Annotated in this window: 20 protein-coding genes; 5 read left to right on the top strand and 15 right to left on the bottom strand. The window is 53.1% G+C overall.

Annotated features, from left to right (window positions below; all coding sequences use genetic code 11):
- Positions 1 to 4 precede the first annotated feature (4 nt).
- The 10 genes from QC823_RS07735 to argC form a co-directional block, all read right to left on the bottom strand.
- A complete protein-coding gene (locus QC823_RS07735) occupies positions 5 to 415 on the bottom strand; it encodes an ATP synthase subunit I (RefSeq protein ID WP_309655788.1) in 411 nt (136 codons plus the stop codon).
- A 209-nt stretch (positions 416 to 624) separates the two neighbouring features.
- Positions 625 to 1,581 carry a ParB/RepB/Spo0J family partition protein gene (locus tag QC823_RS07740; protein WP_309655789.1) on the bottom strand — a complete coding sequence of 319 codons (957 nt, stop codon included), beginning with the start codon at positions 1,579 to 1,581 and terminating at the stop codon, positions 625 to 627.
- Positions 1,582 to 1,621: 40 nt separating this feature from the next.
- Positions 1,622 to 2,389, bottom strand: a complete 768-nt coding sequence (locus QC823_RS07745) for a ParA family protein (protein WP_309655790.1) — start codon at positions 2,387 to 2,389, stop codon at positions 1,622 to 1,624.
- Positions 2,390 to 2,452: 63 nt separating this feature from the next.
- Positions 2,453 to 3,109 (bottom strand): 16S rRNA (guanine(527)-N(7))-methyltransferase RsmG, encoded by a 657-nt coding sequence (rsmG, locus tag QC823_RS07750; RefSeq protein WP_309655791.1) that lies wholly within the window; start codon positions 3,107 to 3,109, stop codon positions 2,453 to 2,455.
- Positions 3,106 to 5,010 carry a tRNA uridine-5-carboxymethylaminomethyl(34) synthesis enzyme MnmG gene (gene mnmG, locus QC823_RS07755; RefSeq protein WP_309655792.1) on the bottom strand — a complete coding sequence of 635 codons (1,905 nt, stop codon included), beginning with the start codon at positions 5,008 to 5,010 and terminating at the stop codon, positions 3,106 to 3,108. Before mnmG ends, rsmG begins: the two co-directional genes overlap by 4 nt.
- Before the next feature lie 550 nt (positions 5,011 to 5,560).
- The gene (locus tag QC823_RS07760) at positions 5,561 to 6,319 is read right to left on the bottom strand and encodes an amino acid ABC transporter ATP-binding protein (protein ID WP_309655793.1); all 759 of its coding nucleotides are present in this window, start codon (positions 6,317 to 6,319) and stop codon (positions 5,561 to 5,563) included.
- An 11-nt stretch (positions 6,320 to 6,330) separates the two neighbouring features.
- A complete protein-coding gene (locus QC823_RS07765) occupies positions 6,331 to 7,002 on the bottom strand; it encodes an amino acid ABC transporter permease (protein WP_309655794.1) in 672 nt (223 codons plus the stop codon).
- Positions 7,003 to 7,114: 112 nt separating this feature from the next.
- Entirely contained in the window at positions 7,115 to 7,906 is a 792-nt protein-coding gene (locus tag QC823_RS07770; protein WP_309655795.1) for a transporter substrate-binding domain-containing protein, read from the bottom strand.
- A 174-nt stretch (positions 7,907 to 8,080) separates the two neighbouring features.
- Positions 8,081 to 8,434, bottom strand: a complete 354-nt coding sequence (gene erpA, locus QC823_RS07775) for an iron-sulfur cluster insertion protein ErpA (RefSeq protein ID WP_309655796.1) — start codon at positions 8,432 to 8,434, stop codon at positions 8,081 to 8,083.
- Positions 8,435 to 8,534: 100 nt separating this feature from the next.
- Positions 8,535 to 9,584 (bottom strand): N-acetyl-gamma-glutamyl-phosphate reductase, encoded by a 1,050-nt coding sequence (gene argC, locus QC823_RS07780; RefSeq protein ID WP_309655797.1) that lies wholly within the window; start codon positions 9,582 to 9,584, stop codon positions 8,535 to 8,537.
- A 127-nt stretch (positions 9,585 to 9,711) separates the two neighbouring features.
- Between argC and QC823_RS07785 the strand changes: the two genes are divergently transcribed.
- The 5 genes from QC823_RS07785 (at position 9,712) to QC823_RS07805 (ending at position 14,612) form a co-directional block, all read left to right on the top strand.
- Positions 9,712 to 11,544 carry a chloride channel protein gene (locus QC823_RS07785; RefSeq protein WP_309655798.1) on the top strand — a complete coding sequence of 611 codons (1,833 nt, stop codon included), beginning with the start codon at positions 9,712 to 9,714 and terminating at the stop codon, positions 11,542 to 11,544.
- Positions 11,545 to 11,574: 30 nt separating this feature from the next.
- Positions 11,575 to 12,006 (top strand): protoporphyrinogen oxidase HemJ, encoded by a 432-nt coding sequence (gene hemJ, locus QC823_RS07790; RefSeq protein ID WP_309655799.1) that lies wholly within the window; start codon positions 11,575 to 11,577, stop codon positions 12,004 to 12,006.
- Positions 12,006 to 12,830, top strand: coding sequence for a bifunctional hydroxymethylpyrimidine kinase/phosphomethylpyrimidine kinase (gene thiD, locus QC823_RS07795; protein ID WP_309655800.1), 825 nt, complete (start codon positions 12,006 to 12,008; stop codon positions 12,828 to 12,830). Before hemJ ends, thiD begins: the two co-directional genes overlap by 1 nt.
- A 38-nt stretch (positions 12,831 to 12,868) precedes the next feature.
- Positions 12,869 to 14,155: a glutamate-1-semialdehyde 2,1-aminomutase gene (gene hemL / locus QC823_RS07800; RefSeq protein WP_309655801.1), complete on the top strand. Its 1,287-nt coding sequence runs from the start codon at positions 12,869 to 12,871 to the stop codon at positions 14,153 to 14,155.
- Between the two features lie 97 nt (positions 14,156 to 14,252).
- Positions 14,253 to 14,612, top strand: coding sequence for a hypothetical protein (locus QC823_RS07805; protein ID WP_309655802.1), 360 nt, complete (start codon positions 14,253 to 14,255; stop codon positions 14,610 to 14,612).
- A gap of 68 nt (positions 14,613 to 14,680) precedes the next feature.
- Here QC823_RS07805 and QC823_RS07810 read toward each other — a convergent pair whose 3' ends face one another.
- The 5 genes from QC823_RS07810 to QC823_RS07830 form a co-directional block, all read right to left on the bottom strand.
- Positions 14,681 to 15,463 (bottom strand): curlin subunit CsgB, encoded by a 783-nt coding sequence (locus tag QC823_RS07810; RefSeq protein WP_309655803.1) that lies wholly within the window; start codon positions 15,461 to 15,463, stop codon positions 14,681 to 14,683.
- Positions 15,464 to 15,522: 59 nt separating this feature from the next.
- A complete protein-coding gene (locus QC823_RS07815; protein WP_309655804.1) occupies positions 15,523 to 16,104 on the bottom strand; it encodes a hypothetical protein in 582 nt (193 codons plus the stop codon).
- A 275-nt stretch (positions 16,105 to 16,379) separates the two neighbouring features.
- A complete protein-coding gene (locus tag QC823_RS07820; protein ID WP_309655805.1) occupies positions 16,380 to 17,411 on the bottom strand; it encodes a hypothetical protein in 1,032 nt (343 codons plus the stop codon).
- 63 nt (positions 17,412 to 17,474) lie between these two features.
- A complete protein-coding gene (locus QC823_RS07825; protein WP_309655806.1) occupies positions 17,475 to 18,065 on the bottom strand; it encodes a hypothetical protein in 591 nt (196 codons plus the stop codon).
- A 325-nt stretch (positions 18,066 to 18,390) separates the two neighbouring features.
- Positions 18,391 to 19,221, bottom strand: a complete 831-nt coding sequence (locus QC823_RS07830; protein WP_309655807.1) for a CsgG/HfaB family protein — start codon at positions 19,219 to 19,221, stop codon at positions 18,391 to 18,393.
- Positions 19,222 to 19,267 lie beyond the last annotated feature (46 nt).

Consider the following 19,267-nt stretch of genomic DNA (forward strand, 5'->3'; position numbering starts at 1 on the left):
CACCTCAATCAGTTGAGCGGCGTTTGGGCATTAGCCAAGGAGTCAGCCAATGCGTCAAGACAACCGCTACATAAGCACTAAAAAAGAAAGCGGGGTTTGAAGGGGGAACTAAAAGAAACACTGCAACAAACAGCACCACCGTCAAACCAAACTTACCCATCTCAGCACGAAACAAACGCGCTGCACTCCGCGAAGGAGACGTTCGGGACGTTAACGCCCCAGAGCGTTGAACAAAAAACGCATGCGGCAGTAGCGCAACCACAATCCCTAAAAACGCCGAAATGGCACCGTCACGCTGTGCCAAGCCCAGGGCCAACCCAACAACGGCAAGGGCAATACCGGCTTGGGCTATGCTTAACCTGCGCAAGTACGTCTGGCGTCGCGTTACTTCTCGTCGTTGCCATTTTTTTTTCATAACTACTACACAGAGGCGGTGATCCGTTGAGAAGCGCGAATTAAATAGCGAAACCTACGTCCACAACCTGCACAAATCTTGCGCGATTATAGGGAAGCGCTATCAGCCATTCAACCAGCGTTACATGCTTTTTGCCTACGAAGCTGACAACTTGCGACCAAAGGGGGAAGGATTGTCAACATTCTACCCACCATTCTCCCCCTATCCGACTACTGTATATGCCCGAGTATCCCGTCTAATTCTTCTAGGCTGGTGTAGCGAATGGTGAGCTTACCTTTGCCTTTTTGACCGTGTTGAATCGATACCGGCGCCCCGAGCTGCTCGCTTAAACGCGTTTCCAACCGCGCCACATCCGGCGACGGACTTTGGCGACTTTTTGCGCGCGCAGGCTCACCTTGCGTTTGGCGTTTTTTCACTAACGCTTCGGTGGCGCGCACGGTAAGGTCATGATTGACCACTTCGTGGGCGACTTGGCGCTGTTCGGCGCTGTTGAGCGAAAGTAGCGCACGAGCATGGCCCATATCCAAATCCCCGCGCTCAAGCAACGTTTGTACTTCCGGGTCGAGGGCGAGTAAGCGGAGTAAATTCGCCACTTGCGTGCGCGACTTGCCAACTGCATCGGCGATTTGTTGCTGGGTTAGCTCGAACTCTTCGCCTAAGCGCTTCAGCGCGATGGCCTCTTCCACTACGTTCAGGTTTTCACGCTGAATGTTTTCAATCAGCGCCAACGCCAGGGCGACTTCATCGCTAGCTTCACGAATAACCGCGGGAATCACATCCAGCTCAGCCAGCTGGGCGGCTCGCCAACGCCGCTCACCGGCGATAATTTCATAGCGATTTTCCGCCACCGGGCGCACCACAATAGGCTGCATAACGCCTTGTGCGCGAATGGAATCGGCGAGTTCTTCCAGCGCCTCGGGTTGAATATCGCGCCGTGGCTGGTATTTCCCGCGAACCAGCTGGCCAAGCGGTAAACGCTCAAGGCGCTCCGGCGCGCTTGAAGCCAGCTCAGGGCTAGAGCTATTTGGGGTTACCGACGTGATTGCCGATGACTCAGGATCAATCGGTACGGCGTCGTCGCCGGTGATATCTAAACTGTCTCGGCGGCGGGCGCCGGCGCCAATTAGGGCGTCGAGGCCGCGTCCTAGCGCACGTTTACGCGTCATTGTTTTCCCTCGTGAAACGACATCTGCCAACAGCGTCTGCTTACAGCGTTAATCGACGAATCAACTCTTTCGCCAGCACGCGGTACGCCTGGCTACCCCGTGAAAAGCGCGCATAGTGGGTGACTGGTACGCCATGGCTAGGCGCTTCTGCCACTTTAATATTACGTGGAATGGTGGTTTTCAGCAGCGCATCACCAAAAAAGTCACGCAGCTGCTTATCGACTTCGCGGGTTAGACTGGTGCGTTTGTCATACATGGTGCGCAAAATACCGCAAACCGCCAGATTCGGGTTGATGTTCTCTTTGATCTGCTCAACCGTATCCAGCAGCGCGGAAAGCCCTTCAAGTGCGTAAAACTCGCACTGTAACGGGATAAGAACACCGTCAGCGGCGGTCAGCGCGTTGACTGTCAGCATGTTCAGCGACGGTGGGCAGTCAATCAGGACCACATCATAATCAGCGCTGACGTCGTTCAGCGCTGACGATAACCGGCTTTGACGCGCCTCGCTATCAAGGAGCTCAACTTCGGCCGCGGTTAAATCGCCGTTGCCGGGCAGTACATCAAACCCCACCGGCAGGTTACGTGCAATCACATCGTTTGCTTTAGCGTCGCCTAGCAGTACATCGAGGACGCTAATGTCTAATGCGTGTTTATCGATGCCGCTGCCCATGCTGGCGTGGCCTTGCGGGTCCAGATCCACTAGCAGTACGCGGCGGCCAAGCTGCGCAAGACTCGCCGCCAGGTTAACAGCGGAGGTGGTTTTGCCCACGCCGCCTTTTTGATTGGTCAGGGCAATGATCTGACTCACTTACGCAACTCCTTGTGGGTTTACCTTGGCGATCTTGAAACCCGCCTGATGATCAGGTGCTTACTATCGTGGTCTCAATATCAGTAGCTGCCGCGAAGCGGTTTCAAACGGCACTTTAAGCGAATGGCGCGCTTTAATTACGATATCAGCAGGCAGTGCTTGCAGTTCATCGTCGGCGCCGGGGCCTTTCATGGCTACCCACTCGCCGTGAGCAGCGGGCAGTTGACGAGTCAACGTGACAAAGTCAACAAGACTGGCAAAGGCGCGCGAAACCACCTGATCAAATGTCGCTCCGTCAAACTGCTCAACACGGGCTTGTACCGGGATAACGTTTTCAAGCCCAAGCTCCATCACCGCTTGACGCTGAAAGCGCACTTTTTTGCCATTGCTGTCGAGCAGCGTGACCTCAAGCGTTGGCTTAAGGATCGCGAGTATCAAACCAGGAAGCCCTGGCCCTGCGCCCACATCCAAGACGCGAGGGCCATGCACAAATGGCGCCACCGCCGCGCTATCGAGAAGGTGGCGTGTGACCATATCGCTCACGTCACGCACTGCGGTGAGGTTATAAGCCCGGTTCCACTTGTGCAATAGGGCCAAAAGCCCCAGCAGGCGTTCTCGCTGCTCACGAGTCACGGTTTGGCCTAGCGCCTCAAGCCCTTGGTCTAGGCGTTCCGCGATACCCTCCGGTAACGAGGCGGTGAGGGTTGCCAGCGCACTCATCCGTTGGCAACCTCGCTGTTTTCCACCAATCGACGCTTTTTCAAATGAATTAGCAAGACCGACACTGCCGCTGGCGTTACCCCAGAAATACGCGCCGCTTGGGCGAGTGTGGCGGGGCGCGTCTCGATAAGTTTTTGACGAATTTCGTTGGAAAGTCCTTCGACCCGCTGGTAATCCAGGGTCTCGGGTAACGGCGTTGCTTCGTGACGCTTGAGTTTGTCGATTTCGTCCTGCTGACGGTCGATATAGCCCTGGTATTTGGCCTGAATTTGCACCTGTTCGGTAACGGCGTCGTTGTCTACCGCCTCGCCTTCGATGCCCGGCAACGTCGCGATATCAGCGTAGGTAAGCTCGGGACGCCTGAGCAGATCGCTTAAGCGATACTCCCGTGTTAACGCTTTTCCCGTTATTTCCGCAATGCGTGTCGCTGCTTGGGTATTGGGCTGCACCCAGGTAGCGGCGAGCCGCTGGTTTTCCAGCTCTATGGCGTCGCGCTTGCGGCTGAAAGCGTTCCAACGCTTGTCATTCACCAACCCTAGATCACGGCCTGTTTCGGTCAAGCGTAAATCGGCGTTGTCTTCGCGCAGCAGTAGACGATATTCGGCGCGCGAGGTGAACATACGGTAGGGCTCTTTGGTGCCCATGGTAATCAGGTCATCGACCAACACGCCCAAATACGCTTCATCGCGGCGCGGCCACCAGGCCTCCAAGGCTTTCGCACGGCGAGCGGCGTTCAAACCGGCAAGTAGCCCTTGAGCGCCGGCTTCTTCGTAACCGGTGGTGCCGTTGATTTGTCCGGCAAAAAACAGGTTGTGGATAAATTTGGTTTCCAGCGAGTGTTTCAGATCGCGCGGATCAAAGAAATCGTACTCGATGGCGTAACCTGGCCGCGTGATATGCGCGTTTTCCAGCCCCTTGATTGAGCGTACCACCTGAAGCTGAATATCAAACGGCAGCGACGTAGAAATCCCGTTGGGATACAGCTCGTTTGTATCTAAGCCTTCCGGCTCGATAAACACTTGGTGACTCGATTTATCCGCAAAACGGTGAACTTTGTCTTCAATCGACGGGCAGTAGCGCGGTCCAATGCCTTCGATCACGCCAGAGTACATCGGCGAACGGTCCAGATTTTGTAGAATAATATCGTGGGTTTTCTCATTGGTATGGGCAATGTAGCAGCTCATCTGCTGCGGATGCATCGCACGATTACCCAGATACGACATCACCGGCGTGGGTGAATCCCCCGGCTGTTCTTCGAGTTGGGAGAAATCCACGGTTTTGGCGTCAATACGCGGCGGCGTGCCGGTTTTGAGTCGATCAACACGAAACGGCAGTGCACGTAACCGTTCTGCCAAGGCGTTGGAAGGCGGATCCCCCGCGCGTCCACCGCGACTTTGATCAAGCCCGATATGAATCACACCCCCGAGGAAGGTTCCTGTGCAAAGCACCACGGATTCGCCGTGAAAGCGAATGCCGGTCTCGGTTACCACACCGCGAACGGTGTCATTGTCGACAATCAAATCGCCCGCTGCTTGCTGGAAAATCGTCAAATTCGGTTGGTTTTCCAACATACCGCGGATAGCGGCTTTGTAACGTACTCGGTCGGCTTGCGCCCGAGTGGCGCGTACTGCCGGCCCTTTGCGAGCGTTAAGCACACGAAATTGAATGCCGCCTAGGTCCGTGGCTAGCCCCATTGCACCGCCAAGTGCATCAATTTCTTTGACCAAATGGCTTTTGCCAATACCGCCAATCGCGGGATTACACGACATCTGGCCCAAGGTTTCGATGTTATGGGTGAGCAGCAGGGTTTGACAGCCCATACGAGCAGAGGCCAGCGCGGCTTCGGTACCCGCATGGCCACCGCCGATGACAATCACATCAAAGCGGTCGGGATAGTTCATGACACCTCGTCTTGCGCGTTTCACCGCGACTTTATTCAGCATGCATCAGTAAGCCCGGCAGTATAAACCTCCTGTGGGTAACCGTCAGGTTTTTCCACATGGGAATCTTGTCACTTCAGCTACTATTAATAACAACATATATATAAATAAAGGAAGTTCTGTTGTTGTTGTAATTATTGGTGTGGATAAAATCTGTGGAAAAGCATAATTGTCCGATAACTATCAATGAGTTGCTATGTGGGCGAATGTGTTAAGAAGACGCGTACGAGACGCGTACAAACGGTGCTAAGCCTGTGGATGGAAATGCGATTTACCCACAAGACAAATCATCGACGGGTTTTCCACTGCTGCATACCTGACTTGTTACCGTGGCTGTGAACAACCGTATATTTTCTCCACAGGGTCGATTAACCCCCGGCATATGCAGACTTAAGAGCAATAAAGAAAATCGTGGAAAAAATATTATCCACAGGCAAAAAAAGCCTGTCACGAGGACAGGCGATAAAATAATGGGGTTTTTGGCGCTTTTCTTAGCGCTAATGTTGCTCAGTCAGTGCTTTAAAACACGTGCTAGGAAAGACTGAGTGCGTTCGTGTTGGGGTTTATCAAACAGCTGCTCGGGAGGACCTTGCTCGGTAATTTCTCCCTGGTGAATGAAGATCACTCGGTCGGCGACTTCGCGGGCAAAGCCCATTTCGTGCGTCACAATCACCATGGTCATGCCCTCTTTCGCCAATTCACGCATGGCATCGAGTACTTCGCCGATCATCTCCGGGTCCAGCGCTGACGTGGGCTCGTCAAACAACATTAGCCGTGGCTCCATGGCCAAGGCGCGTGCCAGTGCGACACGTTGCTGTTGGCCGCCTGAGAGCTGGCTGGGGTACTTTTGCGCCTGATCGGAAATCCCCACGCGCTCGAGCAAGCGGTTCGCGCTATCGATAGCATCAGCGCGGCTCCAACCGCGCACCTTCCTTGGCGCAAGCGAAATGTTGTCGATCACGCTAAGGTGAGGAAAAAGGTTGAACTGCTGAAATACCATGCCGACTTCAGTACGGATGGCCTGCAAGGCTTTAGTACTTTTGCCATGAGGTAACAGCGGTTTGCTATCCACCGTAAGGCTGCCTTGCTGGAACTCTTCTAGCCCGTTAATGCAGCGAATGAGCGTGGATTTCCCCGACCCGCTGGCACCGATGACCACCACGACCTCGCCGGGTACGATTTCAAGGTCGATATCTTTAAGTACGTGCAGACTGCCAAAATGCTTATTTAACGCCTGCATCTGCACAATTGGTTGCGTTGTATCGTTCATTGCGCGTGTCCTTATTGTCCAGCCAGGCCTCTGCGTTCAAGTTGACGCAGGATGATAGAGAGGGTCCAAGTGATCGCAAGGTACATCAGCGCGACCATAAAGTAGACCTCAAGCGCGGTGAAGGTGGTCGCAATATAGATTTGCCCTTGACGCACCAGCTCACCGACGCCGATCACGGAAAATAGCGAGGTGTCTTTGATGCTGATAATGCCTTGGTTACCCAGCGGCGGGATCATGCGGCGAAAGGCTTGAGGCCAGATAATGTAGCGAAACGATTGCGTGCGCGAGAGGCCCAGTGAGAGCGACGCTTCGCGTTGACCGCGTTCAATGGATTGCACACCGCCACGCACAATTTCAGAAATGTAGGCACCCGAGTTGACGGCAATCGCGGCAATACCGGCGGTTAGCGCATTAATGGGGCCATCCAGCAGCTGTGGTAGGCCGTAGAAAATAAACAACACCTGCACAAGGATGGGCGTACCGCGAAAGACTTCGACGTAAACAATCGCGGGCCAGCGTAGCCAGCGCAGCGGACTGATACGTAAAAGGCCAAAGAAAATCCCAATGAAGAAACCGATTGCTAAACCGCCGAATGAGATGAGCAGCGTCCAGGGAATCCCAGGTAGCAGGTAGGGAATGGATCCAAACGCTGCCGACCAATCAAATTGAAAGGTGACGTCCACGCGTTATCTCCTAAGAGAATCAATAAATAAAAAACGACACAGGGCCGGGGGTGCGGCCACCCGGCCCTGTGTTGGCGTTAGTAACTCAACAGACGTAATTCAGCAATGCGCATTAATCGTCGTTGGGCGTTTCGCCGAACCACGTTTGATAAATTTCATCGTAGGTTCCATCTTCACGCATTGCGGCGAGGGCTTCGTTGGTGGGTTCTAGCCATTCGCTGCCTTTATGAAAGACGATGCCGTACTGCTGCCCTTCGTAAAGGGGGCCAACAACCTTGGCGCGACCTTCGCCTCGGGTTTGGGCGAAATAAGACACATTGGGAGCGTCGTAGAATGCCGCATCAACGTTACGGCCCAACAGCGCCATGTAGATATCGCTCATCGCGGGATAAGGCGTGATATCCGCGTCATCCCCCAGTTCCTCTTGCAGGAAGTCATAGCTGGTGGAACCAATCCGCGTGGCGACCGAACGTCCGGCGAGATCTTCAATGGTTTCAATGTCATCGTTGTCGGCGCGGACAATGATGCGTAGGCCAGAATCGTAGTAAGGATCGGAGAAGTCGACGACTTCAGCACGTTCTTCTGTGATGGTAACCCCGGCGATGGCAATTTCTTGGTTACCGGTTTGTATCGCCGGGATAATGCCGGCAAATTCCATCGTGGTCAGGTTAACGTCAAAGCCAGCACGCTCGGCGATTTCGTTAATGATGTCCATATCAAAACCGATCATTTCACCGGTTTCTTGATCCATCATCTCAAAAGGCACAAAACTTGGGTCGGTCGCCACGTTAACGGTGGGCTTATCTTGGGCGACGGCGAGACTTGCGGTGCCTAAACCGAGCGCAACGGCAGCGGCAAGGGCGGTTTTCGGCAGGCTAGTATGGAAAATTGTGGTTTTTTTCATGGTATTCCCCGTGTGTTATTGGCCTGAATGGAACGTCGATAGCGCAAAACGCTATCAAAACGGCCAGTAAGACTGTTATTGACCTTTTAACCTTGGCGAGAAACCGCCATGGCGTCAAGTCACGGGGAAAAGCCGTGGCAAACGCTGCGTGGACGCAAGCGCGCTGGTGTGGGGTTACACCATAAAGGAGGCACCACAGCCGCAAGTGGTGGTGGCATTCGGGTTTTGTACCCGAAAACGGGCACCAGCCAAGCCTTCTTCGTAATCGACCGTGGAACCCACCAAATACTGGTAAGACAGCGGGTCAACCACGAGTGATGCCTCGCCAAACTCGATCACGGTGTCGTCATCAGCGACGTTATCGGCAAAATCAAACCCGTATTGAAACCCTGAGCAACCGCCGCCTGTTACGTAGACGCGCAGTTTCAACGTGGGGTTATGTTCTTCTGCAATAAGCGCCTTGATGCGAGTGCGTGCACTGTCAGACAGCATCAACGGCGTGGGGACAAAGGATTCGGCACTGCTCATGGAACCTCCCGTGAGCGTGAGGGTATATAACGCTTGAAACGTAATTATGGGTAATTCCCAGTAAAATAGTCAACTTTAACTATGCGTTAGTTGGCGCTGTTCAGGGCATCATGGCCGGTGCTTCAAGGCCTTGCGTCTCTTTTAGCCCAAACATCAGGTTAAGGTTTTGAATTGCCTGGCCTGAGGCGCCTTTCACCAAGTTATCAATCACCGCGAGCACCACCACGGTATCGCCGTCATCGGGGCGATGCACCGCGATGCGGCAGGTGTTAATGCCCTTGACGCTGCGGGTTTCCGGGTGGCTGCCGGCGGGCATCACGTCGACAAACGGCTCGTTGGCGTAACGCGCTTCAAACAATTCTTGAAGTTCTTGTGCTTGAAGTTCTTGCGGTTCGGCCTTGAGCTTGCCATAGAGTGTAGCGTGGATGCCGCGAATCATCGGCGTTAAATGCGGCACAAAGGTAAGCCCTACCTTTGTGCCTTGAGCATCGCTTAGCCCTTGGCGGATTTCCGGTAGGTGGCGGTGGCCAGAGGCGCCGTAGGCTTTCATGGATTCACTCGCCTCGGCGAGTAGCGATGGCACTTTCGCCCCGCGACCCGCACCGGTAACGCCGGATTTGCAGTCGGCAATGAGCTGCGAAGCATCAATCAGGCCGGCTTCCAACAGCGGTAGGTAACCAAGCTGTACGGCGGTGGGGTAGCAGCCGGGTACCGCGATCAAGCGTGCGTTTTTGATTGCCTCCCGGTGCATTTCGGGCAAGCCGTAAACCGCTTCCTCAAGCAGGTGAGGGGCGCCGTGAGGCTGGTTGTACCAACGGCTCCATTCATCGGCGTCGCGCAGACGAAAATCGGCGGAGAGGTCAATCACGCGGGTGCCGTTTTGCAAAAGCTCACCGGCCAAGGCGTGGGCAACACCGTGGGGCGTGGCGAAAAATACCGCGTCCATCGCGCCAAGCGTTTTAGCATCGGGCTCGCTGAAGGTGAGCGTATCGTAGTGGCCGCGCAAGTTGGGGTACATATCGCAGACCCTAACGCCTGCCTCCGAGCGTGAGGTAATCGCCTCAACGCTGACCTCGGGATGCTGGGAAAGCAGCCGTAAAAGCTCAACGCCGGTATAACCGGTACCGCCAACAATACCTACTTTAATCACACTCAACTCCTTGCGGTTTTCACTTGTTTTGCTTTGTCGATAATAGCCTGCGCTTGAAAACAACCTGTTGCACGCGCTTTAGCTATGATACACAAGACAGTGACAAGAAAAGAGCAGGGATGGTTTCGTGGCACGTTTTTCACGGTCAGATTTTACCCTTGAGAGTTTTCGCCGCCAACTCGCCAATGTGGATGCATTGCCGCAGCTGTGCGTGCTGGGGCTGGCTTCCGGGGTGATTACCGGAGCACTGATGGTAGGTTTTCGGCTATTGCTGGAAGCCGGTGCAATGCTGTATATGCCGGAAGGCAAACCTGAGGCGTTTGAGGGCCTGGCGCCTTGGGTACGCGCGTTATTGCCTCTGGTCGCCGTCACGCTGGTGGGTGTGCTGCTTTATCGGCAGAAACCCAGCGCGCGCAAGCTGGGGGTTAGCCACGTGATTGAGCGTTTGACCTATCACCAGGGGCGCTTTCCGCGGCGTAACTGGCTTAACCAGTGGTGGGTGGGCGTGGTGTCGGTCCTCGGTGGCCTCTCGGCGGGGCGTGAAGGTCCCGCGATTCACCTGGGGGCGGCGGCATCGAGTGGTTTAGGCGAGCAGCTGCGCCTGCCGCACAATAGCTTGCGAGTACTGGTGGCGTGCGGCACGGCGGCAGGGATTTCCGCTTCGTTTAATACCCCGATTGCTGGGGTTATCTTCGCCATGGAAGTGGTGATGATGGAATATACCTTGATGAGCTTTATGCCGGTGATCTTGGCGTCCACCATGGGGGCATTGGTGGCGCAGCTTGCGTACGGCAGCGCGCCGGCGTTTAGCATTCCAGACGTGGCGCTGGATTCTTTTTTGAATTTGCCGTGGGTGGTCGTCATGGGGCTTGTGATTGGTCTCTTGGCGGGGCTTTTTATTCATATTTCACGAAGCGTGTGGTTTGGTCGCCAACCGCTTTGGCTGCGTTTAGGCGCGGTCGGCGTATTAACCGGTGCGATCGCTTGGTTTTTCCCTGACGTTCAGGGGATCGGCTACGATAGCGTGGCGGCGATTCTGGATAATCAGCTGACGCTCTCGGTACTGTTCGCGCTGGTGGTGCTCAAGCTGATTCTCACCGCGCTGACCGTGGCAGGCGGGGTACCAATTGGCATTATTGGCCCGGTATTGGTGATTGGCGCTGCTGCCGGGGCGCTTACCGGGCTATTTGGCACGGTTGTTTGGCCCAATAAAGCGGCGGACCCTGCGGTATTCGCCATGCTGGGAATGGCGGCGATGATGGGAGCCGTGCTGCAGGCGCCATTGGCGGCGCTGATGGCGCTGTTAGAGCTCACTCATACACCCAATATCATGCTGCCGGGGATGCTAGCGGTGGTAGTGGCGTGCCTGACCTCGCGCCAGCTCACTGGTTGCGAAGGCTTTTTTATTTGCTCGGTGCGTTACGGCCTGCATCCGCTTCAGCAGCCGCTGATGCAAGCCCTCTCACGAGTATCTGTCCCGGCGGTGATGGAGCGCAGCGTGGTGCGCACCGAACGCATGGTGTCGCATGCGCAGGTGCGTAAGCTATTGGAACCCAAACCTGTGTGGATCGTGATTGAACGTTCCACGCGCGAGAAGCCGGTGCTGGCGCTTAAAGCGGCGGAACTGGCCCGTTGGTTGCTTGAGCATGAAGCGTCGCAAACGGCGGAAGAAATTGCCCAAGAAAAAATCGATCTTTTGGAAATTCCCGGCCAGCGTATCGAGATGGCGCCCATTAGCCTGCAAGCCACGCTTTCCGAAGCGTTTATAACGCTGCAGAATGACGCCCTTGGCGCTTTATATGTGGTGCATGGTTACCGGCCAAAGCAGCGACGCATTTCCGGTATCATCACCCGTGACGCGATTGAGCGTTATTATCAGTACTCCTATTCGCAGCAAGCGCAAGACACAACTGCGGATTCTCCCAACGACACTTCAGACAGCAAGCGAAAAGGGGAATAGCGTTAAGCGCCCCACGCGTAAGGAGCCACAATGTATTTATGGGCAAAAGCGATCCACCTGATCGCCATGGTGACTTGGTTTGCCGCACTGTTTTATCTGCCACGCCTGTACGTTTATCACGCCATGGCGCGAGATAAAAATGAAATCACCAGCATGGAAACGTTCAAAATCATGGAGCGTAAGCTCTACCGCGGCATTATGACGCCCTCCATGATTGTGGTACTGATTTTCGGCATCTGGATGTTGTATCTCAACCCTGCTTGGCTAAGCCAAGGCTGGATGCACACCAAACTGTTATTGGTGGTGTTATTAGTGGCGTATCACCACGTGTGTTTGATCTATTTAAAGCAATTCGCGCAAGACCGCTGCAAGAAGGGCCACGTTTTCTTCCGTTGGTTTAACGAGCTGCCGGTGGTGGCGCTGCTCATCATTATCATTTTGGCCGTGCTTAAGCCTTACTGATGGGAAAGTCGCTTCCCCCTGTGGTGTTGGTATTGGCAGGCCACGACCCCACCGGTGGTGCCGGCATCGTCGCCGATAGTGAAGCCATTGCCGCCAGTGGTGGTTGGGCGGTCACGGTGCCTACCGCCCTCACAGTGCAGAACCTGCAAGATGTGCAGCGCGTTATTCCCACCGACCCGGCGGTGCTACTGGCGATGGTAGACGCGCTAGGTGAGCTGCCGGTGGCGGCGATTAAACTGGGGCTGATCGCCGATGAGGACACGCTTTTGGCGGTGGAAAAGGTCGTGCGGCGGTTTCCCGGCGTGCCGGTGGTGGCGGACCCAGTGATCAAAGCCGGCGGCGGCACTGAGTTATCCACACCCGGTTTGTGCCGGGCGTATACCCAGCGCTTGCTACCTCTTGTGGATATCTTAACGCCTAACCGTTACGAACTTGCCCAGCTGACGCCTGACGTTCAAGACCCCGATGACGACACGGCCCGCGCGGTGGCGTTAATGTCACAAGGCTGCCAAGCGATTCTGGTAACCGCGACCGATGACTCGCGCTTAGGCAGCGATAGCGATCAACAGCCGATAACTCACACCTTGCACACGCCCGAAACCACGCGGCAATGGCAGTGGCCGCGTCTAGCGGGGCAGTTTCACGGTTCAGGGTGTACGCTGGCCTCATCGCTTGCTGCGCGGTTAGCCGTAGGTGAGCGCTTACTGACTGCTTGCGAGCAAGCACAGCACTTTACCTGGGAAAGCCTGTCTCATGGCTACCATCAAGGCAGCGGCCAAGCGTTGCCCCAACGCTTTTTTGACGCGTATTTTTTTACCCGATAACGTTTATATGAACGTTTACATATAACGAAGAGGACGCCATGACCACATCAGCCGAACTGTTTGACCGTGCCAGTCGCCACATCCCCGGCGGGGTTAACTCCCCCGTGCGTGCGTTTAAAGGCCTGCACCGCCCGCCGGTTTTTATGGAGCGCGCCCAGGGGGCTTATCTGTTCGACGTGGAAGGCAACCGCTATGTCGATTACGTCGGCTCGTGGGGGCCGATGATTACCGGCCACGCCGATCAAGATGTGCTTGCCGCCGTGCGCGCGCGGCTGGATAACGGCCTTTCTTTCGGCACGCCGACGGAAATCGAAACCACCATGGCCGATTTGATCTGCGAGATCATTCCGTCGATGGAAATGGTGCGCATGACAAGCTCCGGCACCGAAGCCACCATGTCGGCGATCCGCCTAGCGCGCGGTTACACGGGTCGCGACAAGATCGTGAAGTTTGAAGGCAATTACCACGGCCACTCCGATTCGCTGCTGGTTAAGGCCGGCTCCGGTGCGCTGACCCACGGCGAGCCGAGCTCACCGGGCGTACCAGCCTCTCTTGCCGAGCACACGGTAACGCTGTCGTTTAATGACCCTGAAGGCGTGCAAGCCTGTTTTGATGAGATTGGCGATCAAATCGCGTGCATTATTGTGGAGCCGGTGGCCGGTAACATGAATTGCATTCCGCCGCAGCCCGACTTCCTCGAAACGCTGCGGCAGGTGTGTAACGAGCACGGCAGCGTGCTGATTTTTGATGAAGTAATGACCGGCTTTCGTATCGCCCTCGGCGGTGCCCAGGCGCACTACAATGTAACGCCGGATTTAACCTGTTTGGGCAAGATTGTCGGCGGCGGGATGCCCGTTGGTGCCTTTGGCGGTAAGCGCGAGATTATGCAGCAGATCTCCCCGCTTGGGCCGGTTTACCACGCGGGTACGCTCTCGGGTAACCCGCTGGCGATGGCAGCGGGCGTGACACTATTGAATAAGCTTCAGGTACCGGGCTTTCACGATGCCCTGGCTCAACGCGTCGATACCTTACGTCACGGTTTGCAAGAACGCGCCGATGCCGCCGGTGTGCCGATGATCACGCAATCCGCTGGGGGCATGTTTGGGGTGTTTTTCACCGCGCAGTCGCGGGTGGATAACTTCGCCCAAGCCACCGCGTGCGACCCGGAAATGTTCCGCCGTTTCTTTAGCGCCATGTTGGATCACGGCGTGTATTTAGCCCCCTCCGCATTTGAGGCCGGCTTTATGTCCAGCGCCCACACCGCCGAGGACATCCAGTTCACGCTAGACGCGGCGGAAAAAGCCTTTGCGCTGATGCCTTCATAAAGCGCTTTATGTGAGTCTGTGTAACTTAGTGTTGCCAATAAAGACTATACTGAAAGAGCCGCCCGCGTTGGGCGGCTCTTTTACGTTGGGGGTTCACATGCAACACACAACGGCTTGTCTAGGTGTGGTACTCGGCGCGAGCATGTTGGTATCGCTACCGCTTGGCGCAGACACGATGGAGGAGGATGCAATGGGGCAGCAGATTCAAATCGAGGTGAGCGGCACACCAGGTGTGGTATTTAGCGCCGAGTGGCGCGTGACGCAGGATGGCGAGACGCAAACCTATCAAGAAGAAGGGCAAGTACCGGCGGACTACGCGTTTGAAGGCGACGCGATTCAAGCAAGCATTGAGGTATTGAGCGAAGGACGGTTGGATATAACCGTTCAAAAAGGCGGCAACCGCTCGCGCTCCTCCACTCAAGGTAAAGGCAGCACGTTAAATTTTGCCGTGAGATAAAAGCGGAATTGAGAAATCAAAAAAACCGCCCCCGAAAGGGGCGGTTCGTTAGCAGGGCCTAGATCGAATTAATGGCCTTGGTTAACAGAGTTGTAGTTATTATTGCCTGTGGTCATGATTTGTGAAAAGTGCTGACCTGAAGCGCCGAAATTACCCCTTTGGTTTACGCTGTAACCATTACCTGAGCCACTGGTACGAACAAAAGAGTCGTGCCCGTAGCCGCTTTGGTCGATAGAGTAATTGTTGTTATCGCCATGAGTGATAATGTCGCTATCTAACTCATCTCCTGCTTGACTGGTGTACGAGTAGTTGCCATTGCCATCAAAAAGGACATAGCTGTCGTTTAAATCACCATCCTGGTTGACATCACTTTCGTTGCCATTGCCCCTTTGTTCAATCCATGAGTCATTAAGCTCGCCGTCTTGATCAACATTGGCGTAGTTTCTATTACCCCCTTGGTAGATTTTTGAGTCATTGTATTTATCAAGTTGGACAACAGTCGCTTCGTTGCGATTTCCTTTTTGAACAACGTAGGAGGCGTGTTGACCAGGATCCGTTGAAGCCACTCCTTCTATCTCGTCTTGATCAATGTTGACAATATTGTTGTCGCCATTCTGTTTAATACGTGAGATCTGGGTTCCCCACTGAACCACGTTGTTGTTATTGTTATTGCCAACTTGATCGATGTAGGAATCGCTACCCACAGGGCTGCCGTCATAGCTTGAACCGGCCATGCTATCAATGTCGCTTCTTGAACCGTTGAAGCTTGAGTTAGGCGCTGTTTGGGCCAACGCAGCAGCACTCATGGTGAAAGCAACAGCCGCGGCGATAGTAGTTAATTGAGTTTTCATGGTAGTTCCCCTTTATGTCGATCGATTTGCTTTTAGTTTACTGAGAAGCTAAGTGCGACTCAGTTGGTATCGATAGTGACTGGTGAAGCATTACCCGAGTAAGACTGCTGTTCGACGTTAATGCTGCGATAGCCACTCCCCGATTGTGAAATGTTGACTTTTGCCTCAAACCCGTATTGATAAACTTGAGATTCGAATTGGTCACCCGTCTGCGTAATATTGGCTTCTAGCCGATTACCTTCCTGGTAGATAAGGCCGGTATTCTGTGAGCCTTCTTGATTAATCGTGGCATTATTGGAGTTACCGTCTTGGTCAATGGAAGCAAAATTCGCACTACCTTTAGTAATCCTGTTTTGATTAATAATGTTCCTGTTGCCATCGCCAATTTGACTAATTAAGGCAACGTTGCCGCTATTTTTGGAAAGCTTAACGTCATCATTCAACAGCGATTCTTCACTTTTATTGATATGGGCATAAGCTGATTCGTTACCTGGGCTGGTATCAGTGGTATTGTCGTCAGCCATTGTTGAAGCAGAAAACATGATGGCCACACAACCCAAGGTAAAAAGAGAAACCGCTGGTAAAGCTTTTAGTGTGTTGGCACTTCGTAACGCGTTAGGGCCGTGCGGTTGAATGTTCATGTTATGTACCCGCCTGTTTGTATTTTCGTGTAACCGTTTGTTGATTTAAGTATGGAGGGAAAGCATTTCGTTACCATGATGCTTTAAACTGAAATTAAGGCTTAAAAACATCATTGTTTTAAAAAACGTAAACAATGAGATATCTCATGCAGGGTATTCAGTTTCTTGGTGCCGGTTGTGAGGGGGGGAGGTACATAAGGGGCTGGGAAATAAAAGACAATAAAAAACCGCCCCGTAGGGCGGTCTAATATTTGCAAAATAAGTAGGTGTATTTATTACCACTGATAAGAGCTTGCTACGTTACCAGAACCACCTGTTTGATTGTGATTAACAATAGCCCCTGGGTTCCCGTTCTGACGAACCATTGACACGCTTCCATACTCGTCTTTCTGGGTTACATAGGCTGTGTGACCACCAAGATTGCCTCCCTGATAAATGTACGAGGCACTCAAGTCAGCATCGTTTTGGGTAACTTGAGCATAGTGGTCGTTATCACGTTGCTCAATAAAGCTCCATGTTTTCTCAGAGTTATTTTGCTGATCGACATAAGCTTCATTACCTTCGCCAGTTTGACGGATGATTGAATCGCTGTAGTCTGAGTTATTGCGCTGGCTCACGTCAGCTATGTTGTCAGAGCCGTCTTGCTTGATGTAAGAGTCGCTCCAATCACTGTTTCGTTGTTCAACAGTTGCGGTATTAGAGTCTCCGTTCCGTTGCTCAATATAGGATTGATTTTTAAAACCCGCGTACTGATCAACTATCGCATTGTTATTGCTACCATTGGTTTGAAGTATATCTGATTGATCGTTTTTACCATATTGGTTTACAGTTGCTGTGTTGATACTTCCGTTACTTTGCACTATACGGGATTCATTGAAACCCTCTCCTTTCTGGAATACTGTTGCTTTGTTAGTTGATCCATTAATCTGCTGAATAAGAGAGACGTTTTCTTCACTGCCGCTATTTTTGCCCTGGTCCACATAAGCTTCGTTGCTTGCGCCACTTGATCCTCCTTGGAGAATTTCTGAGTATTGCTCCGTACCGGCCTGTGCTGAGTTTATTGTGCTGCCGGTCTGGTTGATTTGATCATGATCCGTTTCACGTTCACCGGGAGTACCATTGTCGATACCCAAGCTGGTGAAATTATCCATGCCTTCACGAATAAGTTCTTGCGCGTCGAATGCTCCTTTTCCATTATTTATAGTGTTGCCATTAACTTCGTAGACGGGATCCCTTGCATCTGCCCATGAAGAGGCACTGACAGCGAGAGCGACGGCGGCAGCGAGTGTGGTGAGTTGCAGTTTCATGGTATTTCCCCTTTTGGTTTCGATCGTCTTGCTTTGGTGGTCACTGAGTCAGCGGAATGCCGCTCAGTGTGTTTCGACGAAGACCGGCAGTGCATCGGCCGAGTATGCGTGGTGTTCGATGCTAATGCTGCGCCAGCCATTCTCCGAAGGTTGTACAATATGAACGTCACTTGAACTGCCGAATTGGCGGATATCAGCGCTAAAGGCTAAACCGTCATTGTTTTTCTGGTTAATCGATGCATTATGATGATTTCCTTCTTGCCAAATCGTGGCCGAGTTATTACTTCCCTGTTGGGAAATAGTCCCGGTGTTATTACTCCCCTGCTGAGAAATATTCCCGGTGTTGTTGTTCCCATTTTGGTAAATAAAAGCGAAGTTTCTCATTTGAAAATCGCCGGAAAATGATTGGGCAACACTGGCATTATTATTGTGGCCTATCTGCTCGATAATACTGGCGTTACTAAAATTGCTATTAATTAGAGACTTCTGTTCTTCAATGTGCTGTGTGATTTTTGCTTTTTCTTCTAAGGCATTTTCATTTTCATTAGCAGTGGCCGGCGCCATCACTACGCACGCTGAAAACAAAGCAGCCGAGCCAATAAGCCAACGGAACTGTTTGCTAAAGCCGTTTGTAAAAATGTGTTTTGTGTTCACTTAAAGGCCCCATTAAGAAATGATCCGTATCTTTTTTTTACATGTGTTGAGTTTGGCTTCTGGAGATTATTTATCTATCAGATGTTTTTGGGTTTTGTTGTTTTAATAAATCCTGTTTTTACTCTTTATCAATTATCACTAACGTCGTTGATATCGGCTTATCAATTTCATGGTTAATAAGTACTTAAGCGGTTATTAATTTTTCATCACTGATTGGTTTTTGATTTATAATTCAAACGGTTAATGTGTATAGTAGATGTTAAGCAACAAAAAAAAGGTCATGCATAAGCATGACCTTGAAGGTTCCCTTGTTATTTTTTGTGGTTTATAACTTCGGTATTGGCGCGTTCAGATACTCCGCGAGTATTGTTTGGTTAAAATCGATATCGTTGGGCAGGTTCCACAGCCTGTTTTCCACGCCCTGTGCGATCAAGTGAATCACCGAGGACTCGATCGCCGCCATCACCGCCATTTGCACCGGCTCGTTGGTGGTAATACCGGCCTCTGCTTCAAGCAGCCGGCTGAAGTCGATAAAGCGGTAAACCCCGGCTCGCAACTCCTTGGAATAAATGGTCTTGGTGGTGGTAACGTTGGCCAGTACTTCGCCGCTAGAAATTTCAACGGCGCGTAAATTCACCGTTACTTGATCCACTTGGTACTGCCCTGAGGCGCCAATGCCAAAATACTCTGCCCCCGCCCCGCCGGTTCGTATGTTGGATTCGTAGGCGATAATACCGCCTTCGAGCATAACCGAGGCGGCGCGCAGCGAAGGCAGCGTATCGGGTTGGCCAAAGCGCTCAAATTCCGCGCGAATGATACGTCGCTCGGTCAATAGGTTTTGCAACCCCACCCGCTCTAGGGGAATGAACCAACCGGAATCCGACAGCGCGCCAGTCAACATGGCCGCTGCCCCTTGCGTGACCGCGGTCGAGAATGTGCTGGCCGGTGCTGGGCGGTATTGCCCTGTCTGGTCGCGGAAATCGTACACCGAGACAAAGATGCGCCCGGCGGGAGGCGGCAGCGACACAAGGTCTTGGTAAGCCGCGCCCCTGGGCATGAGGGTGGCGGGCGCCCCTTCTAGGTTTTCCGAGGTGGCGAGGGTGCTGGCACAGCCACTCAACCACAGGGCTAATAGCCCAACAATTACGAGTCTCATAATGATTCCCTTGTCTTATGACGGTTTAATTTTTTTTGGTTGGCGT

Source organism: Vreelandella vilamensis (assembly GCF_031451755.1).
In the GTDB taxonomy this organism is placed as follows: domain Bacteria; phylum Pseudomonadota; class Gammaproteobacteria; order Pseudomonadales; family Halomonadaceae; genus Vreelandella; species Vreelandella vilamensis.

What these genes read in the sequence shown, in the direction of transcription:
- QC823_RS07805 (WP_309655802.1), top strand. Translation starts at nt 14,253, where the DNA reads ATGCAACACACAACGGCTTGTCTAGGTGTGGTACTCGGCGCGAGCATG.
- hemJ (WP_309655799.1), top strand. Translation starts at nt 11,575, where the DNA reads ATGTATTTATGGGCAAAAGCGATCCACCTGATCGCCATGGTGACTTGG.
- QC823_RS07815 (WP_309655804.1), bottom strand. Translation starts at nt 16,104, where the DNA reads ATGAACATTCAACCGCACGGCCCTAACGCGTTACGAAGTGCCAACACA.
- QC823_RS07735 (WP_309655788.1), bottom strand. Translation starts at nt 415, where the DNA reads ATGAAAAAAAAATGGCAACGACGAGAAGTAACGCGACGCCAGACGTAC.
- erpA (WP_309655796.1), bottom strand. Translation starts at nt 8,434, where the DNA reads ATGAGCAGTGCCGAATCCTTTGTCCCCACGCCGTTGATGCTGTCTGAC.
- mnmG (WP_309655792.1), bottom strand. Translation starts at nt 5,010, where the DNA reads ATGAACTATCCCGACCGCTTTGATGTGATTGTCATCGGCGGTGGCCAT.
- QC823_RS07820 (WP_309655805.1), bottom strand. Translation starts at nt 17,411, where the DNA reads ATGAAACTGCAACTCACCACACTCGCTGCCGCCGTCGCTCTCGCTGTC.
- QC823_RS07810 (WP_309655803.1), bottom strand. Translation starts at nt 15,463, where the DNA reads ATGAAAACTCAATTAACTACTATCGCCGCGGCTGTTGCTTTCACCATG.
- thiD (WP_309655800.1), top strand. Translation starts at nt 12,006, where the DNA reads ATGGGAAAGTCGCTTCCCCCTGTGGTGTTGGTATTGGCAGGCCACGAC.
- QC823_RS07770 (WP_309655795.1), bottom strand. Translation starts at nt 7,906, where the DNA reads ATGAAAAAAACCACAATTTTCCATACTAGCCTGCCGAAAACCGCCCTT.
- QC823_RS07760 (WP_309655793.1), bottom strand. Translation starts at nt 6,319, where the DNA reads ATGAACGATACAACGCAACCAATTGTGCAGATGCAGGCGTTAAATAAG.
- hemL (WP_309655801.1), top strand. Translation starts at nt 12,869, where the DNA reads ATGACCACATCAGCCGAACTGTTTGACCGTGCCAGTCGCCACATCCCC.
- QC823_RS07740 (WP_309655789.1), bottom strand. Translation starts at nt 1,581, where the DNA reads ATGACGCGTAAACGTGCGCTAGGACGCGGCCTCGACGCCCTAATTGGC.
- QC823_RS07830 (WP_309655807.1), bottom strand. Translation starts at nt 19,221, where the DNA reads ATGAGACTCGTAATTGTTGGGCTATTAGCCCTGTGGTTGAGTGGCTGT.
- rsmG (WP_309655791.1), bottom strand. Translation starts at nt 3,109, where the DNA reads ATGAGTGCGCTGGCAACCCTCACCGCCTCGTTACCGGAGGGTATCGCG.